Here is a 13,788-nt window from a genome sequence, read left to right as displayed (position 1 = left end):
AAAAAAGAGCGGTATTTTGCGGTGTCCTTTCATTATTGTTGTGCGATCACTCCCGGTGTTGGCACCTGGTTGGTGAGAAAATCGTTGCTTGAGTTGTTGGTATCCTGGTAAACGGTTCGCCCGTTGATCACTTCTTTTACTTTTCGTCTGATAGATACCCCTTCGTATCCACCTCTGGTTTGAATGTAGCCCACATCAATGCTGTTGGGCAATCGTTTGTAAACAGTCTCATTTAATTGCGGGTTTTCAATACCGTCAATGATCCAGCCGTATGGAACCATGAAGCAATTCATTGATCCTCCCGGCTCTGTCATAAAGTTGTCGGGATTTGTAAAAATATTTTCATATTCATCAGAAGGCAGTCTGAACAGAATGCAGATCATTCCCCGTGTATCCATCAGCATGGTGGTGCCTGCCGTGATTCTTTGCATTAGCAGATTGGGGACTGATGGAACATCTGCGTATTTGCCGTTTTCTACATACATTTCCCACGCAGCACCCGAAAGGTCCACCGAGTTTGAGTTTCCGTTTGGATCGTCGCGGTGATTCAGTCCCGATAAAGCAATGATAAAAGACTCTCCGGGCTGAACCGGATGTTCCTGTCCTGATCCGGGAACAATGGGGACAAAACTCCACAGGGGAATACGGGGCATAAGATTGCCGTTTGCATCTACCCAGGGAGTAGGCTCGTACGTTCTGGTATAACGAACAGCCCCGAAACACAAGCCATCAGAGTAGAGCACTTTGTCGCTGTTGTTATAAATTTCAACAAACTTATCGGCGCTGTAAACAGCTCCTTCCGGAGTTCTGCTACCCGATGAATAGAGTTCTTTTATTACAAAGCCTTCTGATTCAATCACGTATTCGGTGTTTATTTTTAACTGAATTCCGTTCTCCATAATCTGTTGCCCGGTGAGGCTCCCGCTGAACAAAAGCATTTTCATACTTGGGTAGCCATCCAGCTCTATTTGGTGTTTTTCCTGGAACGAGATCACCAGATCGTAATTTCCTCCCCTTACATCAAAAACGGCCACTCCACTGGCATTGGTTGTTGCCATAAATTCGCGGCCTGTTTGCGTGTTTCGAACCAATATATCGGTATTGGCAACAGGGCCTCCGCTTTCAACGTTTTCAGGATAAAATACTTTTACCGTAAAACTATAGGTTGTCGGTTCGTCGTACTTTTCACAAGCCACCATCAAGGCAATCAGTAGTATAAATACTATTCTTTTCATTTGTCAGGTTTGTTAAAATTGCATTTGTATATCTGCTCCAAAATAAGGTTCTGCATTTCTTCTAAGGTAAGTGCCTTCCCGTTTATCAAGTTCCCAGGGGCGTATGTTTAGAAAGTTATTGGCAAAAAAGGATAATTTAAGACGTTGTGCAATTTCTTTCGAAATTTTAATGTTAAAAACAAAAAGCGGATCAAGAGTGCGGGCTGCAAACCGGTAACGTTTTTCTTTTTCGATGGCTTGCTGTGCCAGGGTATTCTGAAAGTCCGCAACCAGGTAGGGGTGCTCCACGTCGTCGTAGTTCCGGTAACTTACCGGCAGGTAATAGTAATATTCATCTTCTTGCTCGTTTTGAAACAGGTTGGGCTGTCCGAGGTAGTCGCGAAGATCGCTGAGCGAATATAATTGATAATCATCGTAACGTTTTCTCCAGTCTTTTTCGTACCATATTGCCTGTGTTGTGAGGGTTACCAGCATCCTTATCTCCGGGATGTGGGTGATAATGCTGAGGTTCGAGTTAAGTCGTTCCTGAACAACCCCATAGCCGTACTGGTTGGGGAATTTTACCACAAATGATTCCTGCGTGCTGGTGTTGTTGTTATAAGTGGTGTAACGTTGCTGGCTCCAGTAAGGTACATCCGTTTTGTACGATTCTGTTTGTAACCAGGCGCCGTTCAAAACAAAGGAGGTGTGCAATGCTTCAATCCTGCCAAAATCAATGTTGTACTCAATGCCTTTTTTCCTCCGGCTTTGTGCATTCCGGTAGATACCGTAGCTGTAAAATTTTTCATTCATTTCATAAGGAACTGCTACCGGCGTTTCCGTGTCCGGGGCAGTGTAATAAACTCCTTGGCCTTTTACAAAATAAGGATGAAGTCCCGGTGCAATTTGTTCGTACTGACGATACATTAACAGGAAAAAGTTATGATCCAGGATAAAACCACCTTCCTGCTTTTCATAAAAACCGGTAATTCGTGCTTTTACATTGTTGATCCGGAAGTCGATTCCCGCTTCCAGTTTTTCGCTGGTAGAAGCTTTCAGTTCCGGATTACGCGTGTCTTCCTTCACGTTGGTGGTTGCTACTGCAAGGTCGGGGTAGTAGTTAAAGTTGACGTAGTCGCTGTAATGCTTGTCGGGATATAAATGAAGGAGGGTAGGAGCTTTGGTGGTTTGTCCGTAACCCGCCCTAAGCGTGAGATTTCGGAAGGTGTGCGAACTGTTTCTGTTGAAGAGTGTGTAACTTACATTCAGACGCGGATCAACAGCCAAAGTGCCATTTGTTTTCAGCAAACCTTTGGGCTGAATGTTGTCCATGCGAATACCGGCCATAATGTGAAGAACGGTTTTTCCCAGTTTCAGATCGATTTTATCTTCGGCAAAAATAGAAAGTTGGTGCAACGAGGGGATATCAGTAAAAGGCCGCGGGCGGGTTCCTTCTCCTGCCGGAGGATGCGTGGGGTCAAAAGTTCGTCCTTCCCCGTTGTTGCCGGTGGTTCGCCATTCGGTTCCAAGCAGAACATTGTTGCTTAAACGCCCTGTTTGGTGGTAAAACTTTGCCTTGAGCTTCGAATAAATATCAAACGGACGTCCGTTGTAATTCACTTCCGAGTAATAGGTAGCAGGGCCGTACTCAACCGGAAATTCACCATCGACCAAAGAGGTAACAAAAAAGTTGGCTCCTGTCGAAGTTGTTTCAAGCGTTTTTTCGTAGCCTTCCTGCCAGGTTTTACTTACTCCCAAATCGAATGAAAGACTTTTGAAAAGGCTTTTGTTGACCGACCACAAAGCAGAAATTTTGGAATTCAGGTTTTTGTCTTTTGCAAAATGTTCTTCCCGGGCTTTCATATCCGGGTCCCATTTTTTCCCATCGAGCGAGCTCGTAAAATCCATCTTCCATTCGATGTTCAGAGGTGTGGAATTCCGAAAGAAAGTATTGGAGTACTTGGCCGAAGTGTTGACTCTTTTGAAACGATCGGTTTGGCGGTTCAGGTCTCCGTAAGAATCGGTATAACCGGCATCGATGTTAATAACCCCCTGGTTGCCGGAAAGCAAATAGCCTTTTCCTAGGTAGGCCTGTTTGGTATGCGGGTCGGCTTGCAGCTTAACGCGATAAGGTGAGCCACCCGTTTTTGTTTTTATGTGAACTGCCCCCGAAGTAAGGTTGCCCTGTTCGGCCGACGGGATGCCGACATCTACCGTTATTGATTCGATGTTATCGACGGCTATTTGCCGGAGGTCTATTCCAGTTCCGGCCACCGAAGAGAAACCTCCCTGGATGCTTTGCTGCATATTTCCGTCGTTCGAAAATGGGATGCCGTCAACGACAATGGCTGTTCCGAGCGCACTGTTTATGTCGGTTCCAATTTCACGGATACTTATTCTTGCAGGAGTTTTCAGGTTGGGATTTACAACCAGGTTCCCAGGTATCAGCTGCATTACTTCGTTCAGGCTGGTTGCCTGCACATGGTTAATAGCTTCGCTCCCGATTAAGGATGAAGTGGTTGCTCCGGTGTTGTTTTCGGCGGTTACCACCACTTCTTTTAATCCGAGCGATTGTTGTTTTAAACTGACTTTTAGATCAACGTCGTTTTGAAGCGTCATACTTACGGTGTATTCCTGGTAGCCAATATAAGTTACGGTGAAATTATAGGTGCCAGGCGGAACATTCCGAAGGGTGAATTCGCCGTTTTCGTTGGAAGAAGTTCCAATGCCCAGTTCCGGAAAAGCAATGTTGGCATACATTACCGGATCTCCGGTTTTTGCATCGCTTATTTTCCCGTTAACAGCAATCCTCTCCTGGGCAAAAACATTCCCCAGGTTAAAAAGGCCGAACCAAAAAATAAAAAGTAGTATGAATCGCTTTCCTGACATAGCTGATATGCATAAAGTCTGAGTTTTCCTGATCCTGTACTTAGGTATGCAGAATCAGGAAATATCATTTTTATTTGAAAATGACCTTATTGGAAAAGGCTCTTCCTCCAACAACACAGTGTACAATGTAAATCCCGGGTTGGTAATTACGCGTGTCGAAACGGTAAGTACGGTTGTTCGGTTGGTGTACCGATATCATTTTTCCATTGATGGAATACAGGGTACATCTTTCAATTTCGTCGTTGTCAGCAACCACCTGAACCGAATGTGAACCATAATAAACGTTTAGGCCTTTTCTCAACTGGGTTATGGGAACCGAGGTTTTAATATCAAGACCTTCGATGCTGGTTGAATAAATATCGCCTTTAGCCAGGGCATAAATTTTACCGTTGTACACGCCGCCTATAGTGTAAATGTTTACTCCCGGGGAACAATCAACCCAGTCAGTCATGTTATTGGTGAATCGGGATTTTGTGCTGCTTCCAAGTAACATTACTGAATTATTGTCAAAACGATAAAAATCGTTGCTTCCTATTGTCTCGCCAAATGCGGAAAACGAGGAGCCCCCGTTGGTTGACATAAAACAGCTGTCGCTTGTTGTGATTACGAAGAGCTCGTCTTTATCGGCCCAAACCGAATTAACCGACATGGCATCGTCTTCTCCTTCGTCCAAAATAGGGTAGAGGTTGGTAAAATCAATAATGGAGGTACCTGTTTTTATTTCAGCATTGGTCGACTTTTGCAGGGTTTTGTAACCCCCAATGTACATTGTGTCTCCCTGAACAAGTAAACTATTAATAGAAAGTTTTAAAAAATCGTCACTTACAGGAAACCAGTTTTTTCCGCCATCCATTGTTTTGAATATGCGCCCGTGCTCGGCTCTTTCGGCAATGTAATCATTCCAGTCGCAGTATAGCAGTAGCACATCATCTGAAGTATATTTCAGCATCCCGGTGTTAACTCCACCGCAATTGGTGTGGTTCGGATTCATGCTTATGTCTTCGGGGTTATTTTTACCAATTTTGGAGACGTCGAGAAAGTTCCAGGTTTCCCAGTTGTCTTTGGTGTAAATAATGCCTCCGGACCAATAAATGTCGTCTTTGGTTTTATAATCTACAAACCTGATTTTGTTAAAGCTTGCATAGCCTTTATCGCCTACCATACTTAGTCCGTTAAAATCAATTTTCTCGCAGAAACGATCCATGGCCGGAATATGTGGGATTTCAACCGAATTCCAGTTAACTCCTCCATCGGTTGTTTTCAGAAAGCTTGCTTCGTAGCCAACCACCGTCATTTCATTTTCATTGGCAATATATGCTTTTTGTAAATTTCCGTTTCCGAGTGTTTCTGAAGAGAACGTATAATTCTCGGATAAAAGGTCGTTGATCGCAATCTTGTAGATGGCCGAATTGGCCAGCAAAATCAGTGAATCGCTCATTATTCCGACAATCTCATAAATGGACGTGCTTAGGTTTAGGTTTTTCCATGATTGTCCCGAGTCGGTCGAAACAAAAGAATTGTTGGAGATACCACTAACCACCATCGTCGAGTCATTTACATTGAAGATGTCCTGTCCTCCTTTTATGCCGGGATATTTGGTGAAATGTATACCTCCGTCCGTCGAATAAAAAACGCTATCACGGGATGTAACCAGGTGTATCTCATTTTCACTGACCATTGAGATGTCATTGATAAAGCCTTGTCCATTGTCCGATAACTTATCAAAACATTTAATCACAGTATCTGCATTGGCTGATAATTTGAACAAATGTTTGTTTCCTCCGGCAAACCCGTTATCGCCCCAAAAAGTGATGCACGATGTTACATTGCTTCCCATGTCCCCACTTATGTTGGTCCAGGTAGAGCCTCCGTCTTGGGTTTTGAAAATTCCGTTGTGTATAACTCGGTTGGTATTGGTGTACGAAAACCATCTCACACCGCAAAAAGCAACAGTGTCGTTCACCGTTTCGATGGATTGATAGTCGATGGCATAGCAAAGTGTATCGTTCGGGCTTAGAGCCGGGTTATTGGCCAGTTCAAATACAGGTGCATCCACTACGGCCCAAGTGGTCCCACCATCGCTTGTTTTCATAATAAAGCCATCGGCGTAAACGTCGTGTTTGGCATTGTAAAGCATTTTTGATCGGGCAATTGAATACCCGGTATTTCCTTTTACACTTATGTCAAAAAGATTGAATACGGGCTGAATCAGATTTAGAGTATCCCAGCTTGCTCCACCGTCGGTTGATTTAAAGAAGGCATTGTCGTAACCCGCAATAATGGCGTTATTTCCGTTTATTTCCATCCTTTTCAGGAGGTTTTCGCTAAGCACTGTTTTCTCCCAGTTAAATACCGGGTTTTGCCCCACAGCCAGAAAACTTAGCCCCGCAATAAAAAACAGTAAGGTAAAGATCTTCATAGTTCACATCTATATGGTTGAATACTTATTTTCTTTATTGGTTTGTTTTGACTGTGCAATTTCAATTGAAAAATCAAACTTGGAAAGCACTTTGCCTGTCTGCTTAGAAGAGTAGAAAATGCTTAACGAGTCGCTTAAAAGCGCTTGCTCCACATTCACAATGCCAGTCGTTGTGTATGTATGGGTAATCGCAATAATCTGCTTGACATTATCGTCAGCTTTTGTGTTTACCGCCACCACTCCGTTGTCGTTGTTAATGTTAGGTAAATTCATTCTGACTGATTTATTTATGAGTTTAGTGTTAGCCAAGTTAATTATGTTATGTCGTCATCCCGTTAGCCGAAGGTCAGCATGGCGTTACGAGGTTTCATGCCCTATACATCGCTAGTTTGCTGTTGTTCCTTCTGCCAGCTTGTAGATTTTCATTTTTTTGAGCGCTTCTATGGCTTCTTCCTTGCTAAGGTACAAATCCCCCTCCTTTTCATCCCAGATTTCGCCTTTGCTGATACCCATTTTAGAGCAGCTTTCAAATTCGACCAGGCTAACCGTTTCAAGCGCTTTCATTTTTACAGCATCTTTGCCTATTTGCACCACTTTGGCTTTTACAGGCCTGCCTTTCACCGGATTCTTTTCCTGATCAATCTGTACGACCAGCCCGTAGCAGATGGTTCCTTCTTTTACCCACGCCGGAATGGCGGCTTTTAACTGATTGTTCATTTCCACTTTCTCTTCCTCGTAAGTATAGGAAGCCACTTCCTCTGATCTTTGGGCTGTATTGTTACAGCTTGTAAAGGAAAGGGTTATCGTGAAACATGCAAGTACAATCAGATACTTCATCCTGCCTTATTTATTGAGCAATTCTGTAAATGCTGAGCCGGTCTTTGACCTTTTTAAATTATTGGTTGGGTATAATTCATTCAGCTTTACGCAACTAAATTACAAATTAAGTGATACGAAGCTTCAAAAAAGTGAATTTGAAGGGCAATTTTCGCTTAAATGGACGGGGAATAGTTCTGAGGGAAGCAAAAAAAAAACCACGATTCTGTTGCGTTCAGAACCATGGTTTTTGAAAATATCGTTAAAGAATAAAGAGCTTATTCTTAGAAACCGTTGATGATGCCGATGAAATCTTCGGCTTTTAATGAAGCACCACCGATCAATCCGCCGTCAACATCTTTGTTGGCGAATAATTCATTGGCATTGCTAGGCTTGCAGCTTCCTCCGTATAAAATAGAAGTTCCTTCAGCTACTTCTTCACCAAACTTAGCAGTGATGGCAGCACGGATGTTTGCGTGCATATCCTGAGCCTGGTCTGAGGTAGCAGTTTTTCCTGTTCCGATTGCCCAGATGGGTTCGTAAGCAATGACGATTTTTTTGAAATCTTCAGCAGAAAGCTGGAAAACAGTTTCTTCCAACTGGTTTACAACAAACTCGTTGTGTGTGCCGGCTTCGCGGATATCCAGTGCTTCGCCACAGCAGTAAATCGGAGTTAATCCGTTTGCCAGGGCAAGTGCTACTTTTTTGTTCAGAATTTCGCTGGTTTCAGCATAGTATTCACGACGTTCAGAGTGCCCAAGGATCACGTATTCCGCACCAGTTGATTTAATCATCTCGGCAGAAACTTCTCCGGTGAAAGCACCGCTGGCTTCGGCTGCACAGTTTTGAGCAGCAACGCCGATTCTTGCAGTGTTTACTGTTTCAACTACTTTGGTAATGTGGGTGAAAGGAGTTCCAACCACCACCACTACATCGCTTGCAGCTTCTTTTGCCACAACAGCATCTACTGCTTTTGCCAATTCGATACCTTCCTGCAGAGTTGTGTTGCATTTCCAGTTACCGGCTACTATTTTTTGTCTCATATTCTGGTAATTTATTTAATAGATTAGATGAATCTTAAAACGCACACAAAATTAGCAGCTTAAACGATACTAGCCTGCATCTCAAGATTGTCGCGTTTACAATTAACCATTTATTTACTCATGAATTCCGTGCTAAATGCTTCGGGCGACGGAATATCGTTGGCGTGGTATTTGGCGATTACCGTACCGTTTTTCAGCACCATCAAGCCCGGGTTCGACCGGATGATGGTTTTCAATGTCACTTCATCCACGTTGAAATACTCGTAGGGTGTACCGTATTGGTCGGCAAAATCCATGGCTTCATCGGGCAACGACGAAGTGAGGCAAACAAACGAATAGCCCTGTTCGAGCGCCCAATCTGCCAGGGCATTAATCTGGTCTTGCGAACGGGTGTTCGCTTTACTCAGATCGTAGGCAATGAGCATAAACACATAATTCTCGTCGTAAATAAAAAAGTCGGTAATGTCTTCTCCTTCGGGCGATTCAATCATAAAATTATGAATGGGAGCCTCGTATCCTTTTTGAATCAGGTTCGACACCATATCGTCGTATTCCCAGTTGGCCGTATCCTGCCAGGGGTAATTCTCTTCGGTGAATTCTTTTACTTCGCCTGTTTTTTTATTCTTGTAGTAGAAAATGTTTTCATATTCATCCTGAGGAGCGCCTTCCGGAATGCTCATGGCCTCCGGAATGTGGGTGCCTACTTTGTAAGGCCTGAAATCAATCAGCGGCAAGTGATTGTAAGAATAATAAACCATGCCGAAATACACCACAAAAGTAAGGGAACTCAGTACCAGCGGAGTTTTGGTTTTTACCTGCTCCGAGTACCATTGGCGGTTGAACACCGCGATAATGGCTAGTGCCGAGAATAACAGGTTTTTGTAAAAGGTTTCCCAGTTCGAGATTACAAGTGCATCGCCAAAACAGCCACAGTCGGTAACCGGGTTTTTTACGGCAATCCACAACGTAAGCGGCGTAAAGAAAGCCATAAAAAGCAGGCCCAGCCACGAGAACCACTTCATGCGCCAGTTAAAGAGAAAGGCCACGCCAATGGCAAATTCGGCAAAAGCCAGCAATATTCCGAGCGGGAAAGCTGCCCACACCAGGCTGTCGAGCCCCAGTGCATGAAAATAATCGGTGAATTTATAGGTAGATCCCAACGGATCGATTCCTTTTACAAAACCGGAAAATATAAAAACAAGTCCGAAAAGAATCCGGGCCAGGTGTTTCAGAATTTTTACCATAGTTTTTTAGTCTTCGTTTTCGAATTCAATTTTGATCATCGCAAACACCGCGTAATTGATCATGTCCATGTAGTTGGCGTCAATTCCTTCCGATACAAGGGTTTTTCCCAGGTTGTCCTCGATCTGCTTGGTGCGTTTTATTTTCATGAGGATCAGGTCGGTGTAAGAGCTGATTCGCATGTTTCGCCAGGCCTCGCCGTAATCATGGTTTTTGTCCATCATTAGTTTTTTGGCCTGCTGAAAATGTTTGTCGTAGAGCTCAAGTGTTTGTTCTCCCGGAAGTTCCTCGTCGGAGGGGCCCAGTTCGAGTTGCACCAAACCCATGATGCAGTAATTGATGATACCGATAAATTCAGGTTTAATACCTTCGCCCACTTTTGAAACACCTTTTTCTTCGATGCTTCTAATGCGCTGGGCTTTTATGTAAATTTGGTCGGTCAGGGATTGAGGCCGCAAAATACGCCAGGCAGTACCATAGTCTGTCATTTTCTGGTTAAACAAATTTCGGCATATTTCTATTACCCGATCGTATTGCTGGTTTGTCTTCTCCATGTTCAATTTATTACTGCTTTTCCGGATTTCAATTCAGGGCGGAAAGATAGACCAATTAATCGTTTCCACATTGCTAAATTAAGAGATAAAAGTATGAAAAAATGGCAAATTTGACTTGTTTTATTCTACTTTTGTAGTTAACGGCTTGTTATAAGTCCTTAATGATTTGTTAAACATAAATGGCACTAATGTTATGTTGATTACACAGTCCGCTGGCAAATTTCTTAAACGTAATAGTTCGATTCAGTTGGGAGAAAGTCAGGTTGATCTCTCCATTCCGGTTGTGATGGGAATCGTGAATATCACACCTGATTCGTTTTACGACGGGGGCAAAATGGAAGACGAGACCACCATGCTGAATGCAGTGGAAAATATGATCAGTGAAGGAGTGGGTATTATTGATGTGGGAGCCGTGTCGACCCGCCCCGGGGCCGAAAATGTTTCAACCAAGCTTGAGCTGGGGCGCTTGCTCCCGGCCGTTCAGGCCATTCGGAAGAACTTCCCCGATATTCCGATCTCGATCGATACCTTTCGCTCGTGGGTGGCTGTTCGCGTGGTTGACGAGATAGGGCCGATCATCGTGAATGATATTTCGGGAGGAATGCTCGACTCTAAAATGTTTGAAACAGTGGCACAGCTGCAGGTTCCGTATATTTTGTCGCACATACAGGGAACTCCGAAAGACATGCAGGACAGCCCGGAATATACCGACATTATCAAGGATATTTCGTCCTATTTTGCTGAAAAGTATAAGAAACTTACCAAGTTGGGCGTAAAAGATGTAATTATTGACCCCGGCTTTGGGTTTGGGAAAAACCTGGACCATAATTACGAATTGCTGAACCGGCTCGATGCTTTCAAAGTATTTCAACTGCCGGTAATGGTTGGTTTAAGCCGTAAGTCGATGATTTGGAAGGCGCTGGACATTACACCTGAAGAAGCGTTGAATGGCACCAGCGTAGCTAACACACTGGCTTTGCTGGGAGGTGCCGATATCCTTCGTGTTCACGACGTTAAAGAAGCGGTGGAAGCCGTAAAAATCTTTTGTGAAATTAAAGCATCTATTAAGTGATCTCTGCTTTTATTACCATACGGTTTCTCGATATCCTTGATATAATCCTGGTGGCTATTTTGATTTACCAGTTGTATCGTCTTATAAAAGGAACGGTGGCTTTTAATATTGCTGTCGGACTGTTTTCGCTTTACCTGTTATGGCTGGTGGTAAAGGCACTAAATATGGAATTGCTCGGGTCGATCATGGGGCAGTTCATCGGGGTAGGGGTGCTCGCGCTGATTATTGTATTTCACCCCGAGATCCGGAAATTCCTGGTGCTTATCGGGAGCAGGTACAACCTGAACCGGCTTTTGTCGTTTGACAAACTTTTTGGTGCCGGGAAGGAAAAGGTGATCAATCACCAGCAGATTGCCAGCCTGGTAGATGCCTGTGAGTCGATGTCGAAAACCAAAACCGGCGCCCTGATCATTATTGCCGGAAACTCGGAACTCAACGAGCAGATCAATACGGGAGAGCAGATCAATGCTGCGGTTTCTTCTTCGCTGATTCGTACCCTGTTTTTTAAAAATTCTCCGCTTCACGACGGGGCGATCATCATCAAAGGGAACCAGATTGTGGCCGCCGGGTGTATTCTTCCGCTAACATCTAAATCGCTCGATAAAGCGCTGGGGCTGCGACACCGGGCTGCAGTGGGAATGTCGGAAAACTCCGATGCTTTGTCGATTGTTGTTTCCGAAGAACGTGGTTCCATTTCCGTAGCCGAAAAAGGCGAGATCAAACGCCGTATTTCCAAAGAAGCACTTATTCAAATACTGGAACAAAGATTCCAGGAAGAAGTGCCGGTTTAATGGCCGCACTTGTTCTATGCTGATTTTGTAAAGTCCATCCACCCGCTCATACGTTGACGCTTGTGCTAAAATCAATAATAAAGGATGCCGGCAGGCAAAAGGCATATTACAAACGCAATTTACTTTATGGAACTGCGTAATTTCCTAAAGAAAAGGTGACGATATTTTATCAGATTACGTAGTTTCCTAAAGATATAAGCGCAAATTTTTATCAAACTGCGTAGTTTCCTAAAGATTTGACTGAGATATTTTATGAAACTACGTAGATTCCTAAAGACTTGACTGAGATATTTTATCAAACTACGTAGTTTTCTAAAGATACGACCATGATATTTTATCAAATTACGTAGTTTTCTAAAGAGTAGACAACTTGACGGAGAAGTTCACTGTTGAAGCGAATAAGCCGCTGTCCGGGGCCTGGTTCCGTGGAATGGCAACAGGGATAAGAGGTTTTTAACCTCGTAAAGAACATCCGGCAAATAAAATTCACCGATCCTTCTAACCCTACTTTAGCAACAGGAAACGTGTTTCCGAATTATTAGCGCGTGTCCCTTTAAACCTAAATAATCAATATTCTCAATGGCTACCATCGCGGAGCAAGCGCTAAGCGGTTAAAATCCGCTAAGTGCATTAATGGTTGTGTTGTGCAGAAGTGGTGCGAACTATTTCTCGACTGTTGAATTTTGTAGAGGGAGTTTTAATGTTTCTGAAAATTGAAGAATCCGCTTTTCGGGATCAACGAAAGCCCAAATGTGCGGGATAATTGTTTCCTTCGCATAAATCTTTTGGAACGATGAACAGAATCTGTGATTTATTTGGTATTCAGTATCCCGTAATACAGGGCGGAATGGTTTGGTGTTCGGGCTGGAAACTGGCTTCAGCAGTCAGTAACAGTGGCGGATTGGGATTGCTGGGTGCCGGCTCAATGCATCCGGAAACGCTGGAAGAGCACATTGTGAAAATGAAGCAGGCCACCGACAAACCGTATGGCGTGAATGTTCCGCTGATGTACCCCGAGCAGGAAAAAGTCATGGAGATTATTGCCCGGCACAAGGTTCCGGTGGTGTTTACTTCGGCCGGTAGTCCCAAAAAATGGACAGGCTGGTTAAAGGAGCGGGGTATTAAAGTGGTGCATGTGGTTTCGAGCTCCTATTTTGCGCAGAAATGCGAGGAAGCCGGTGTGGATGCCATTGTTGCCGAAGGGTTTGAAGCCGGGGGACACAACGGACGGGAAGAAACCACCACCTTGTCGTTGATTCCGTCGGTACGGAAAGTGACCGGTTTGCCCCTGATGGCTGCCGGAGGTATTGGCTCGGGCGAAGCCATGCTGGCCACCATGGTGTTGGGGGCCGATGGTGTACAGATAGGATCGGCCTTTGCCGTGGCGGAAGAGTCGTCGGCACATCCCGATTTTAAGAAGCTGGTGATCGCCCTGTCGGAGGGTGGAACAAAGCTCGCACTTAAAAAACTGGCTCCTGTGCGCTTGGTCAAAAACAGCTTTTTTATGCAGGTGGATGAAGCCGAAAAAGCGGGAACATCAACCGACGACTTAAAGGAATTACTGGGGCGCGGACGTGCCAAGAAAGGCATGTTTGAGGGCGATCTGGATGAAGGCGAACTCGAAATAGGGCAGGTGTCGGCACAGTTGACAGAGATACTTCCGGTGCATGTAATCATGGAAAAACTGATCCGTGAATACCGTGCGGCCAAAGAAGCCCTGCAAAACGAAAAGTTTGCCTGGTAGCCGC

General features: G+C 44.3%; 11 protein-coding genes. 3 read left to right on the top strand and 8 right to left on the bottom strand.

The genetic code is table 11. The annotated features are described in order from the left end of the window. Positions 1–32 precede the first annotated feature (32 nt). The 8 genes from INQ51_RS08895 to INQ51_RS08860 all read right to left on the bottom strand — a co-directional run bounded on the left by INQ51_RS08895 (position 33) and on the right by INQ51_RS08860 (position 10,177). Positions 33–1,235: a DUF4876 domain-containing protein gene (locus INQ51_RS08895; protein WP_233377620.1), complete on the bottom strand. Its 1,203-nt coding sequence runs from the start codon at positions 1,233–1,235 to the stop codon at positions 33–35. 12 nt (positions 1,236–1,247) lie between these two features. Beyond that, on the bottom strand, positions 1,248–4,103 hold the full coding sequence (locus INQ51_RS08890) for a TonB-dependent receptor (RefSeq protein ID WP_233377619.1): 2,856 nt from the start codon (positions 4,101–4,103) through the stop codon (positions 1,248–1,250). A gap of 70 nt (positions 4,104–4,173) precedes the next feature. After that, positions 4,174–6,522 carry a T9SS type A sorting domain-containing protein gene (locus INQ51_RS08885; RefSeq protein WP_233377618.1) on the bottom strand — a complete coding sequence of 783 codons (2,349 nt, stop codon included), beginning with the start codon at positions 6,520–6,522 and terminating at the stop codon, positions 4,174–4,176. Between the two features lie 9 nt (positions 6,523–6,531). Beyond that, complete coding sequence (locus INQ51_RS08880) at positions 6,532–6,795, bottom strand: hypothetical protein (protein WP_233377617.1); 264 nt, start codon at positions 6,793–6,795, stop codon at positions 6,532–6,534. Between the two features lie 111 nt (positions 6,796–6,906). Next, positions 6,907–7,359, bottom strand: a complete 453-nt coding sequence (locus tag INQ51_RS08875) for a hypothetical protein (protein ID WP_233377616.1) — start codon at positions 7,357–7,359, stop codon at positions 6,907–6,909. A gap of 263 nt (positions 7,360–7,622) precedes the next feature. Further along, a complete protein-coding gene (tpiA, locus tag INQ51_RS08870; RefSeq protein WP_233377615.1) occupies positions 7,623–8,381 on the bottom strand; it encodes a triose-phosphate isomerase in 759 nt (252 codons plus the stop codon). Between the two features lie 110 nt (positions 8,382–8,491). After that, entirely contained in the window at positions 8,492–9,625 is a 1,134-nt protein-coding gene (locus INQ51_RS08865) for a BT_3928 family protein (RefSeq protein WP_233377614.1), read from the bottom strand. Between the two features lie 6 nt (positions 9,626–9,631). Beyond that, positions 9,632–10,177 (bottom strand): DUF1599 domain-containing protein, encoded by a 546-nt coding sequence (locus tag INQ51_RS08860; protein ID WP_233377613.1) that lies wholly within the window; start codon positions 10,175–10,177, stop codon positions 9,632–9,634. 193 nt (positions 10,178–10,370) lie between these two features. Between INQ51_RS08860 and folP the strand changes: the two genes are divergently transcribed. From folP to INQ51_RS08845, 3 genes are all read left to right on the top strand, one after another. Then, a complete protein-coding gene (folP, locus tag INQ51_RS08855; protein ID WP_233377612.1) occupies positions 10,371–11,249 on the top strand; it encodes a dihydropteroate synthase in 879 nt (292 codons plus the stop codon). Beyond that, positions 11,246–12,040, top strand: a complete 795-nt coding sequence (gene cdaA / locus INQ51_RS08850) for a diadenylate cyclase CdaA (RefSeq protein ID WP_233377611.1) — start codon at positions 11,246–11,248, stop codon at positions 12,038–12,040. The genes folP and cdaA overlap by 4 nt, the downstream gene beginning before the upstream one ends. 793 nt (positions 12,041–12,833) lie before the next feature. After that, positions 12,834–13,784, top strand: coding sequence for an NAD(P)H-dependent flavin oxidoreductase (locus INQ51_RS08845; RefSeq protein ID WP_233377610.1), 951 nt, complete (start codon positions 12,834–12,836; stop codon positions 13,782–13,784). The last annotated feature ends 4 nt before the right edge of the window (positions 13,785–13,788 follow it).

Source organism: Maribellus sp. CM-23 (genome assembly GCF_021354595.1).
Taxonomy (GTDB): domain Bacteria; phylum Bacteroidota; class Bacteroidia; order Bacteroidales; family Prolixibacteraceae; genus Draconibacterium.
The sequence above is the reverse complement of the archived record's forward strand: the minus strand, read 5'-3'. Positions and strand labels throughout refer to the sequence as shown.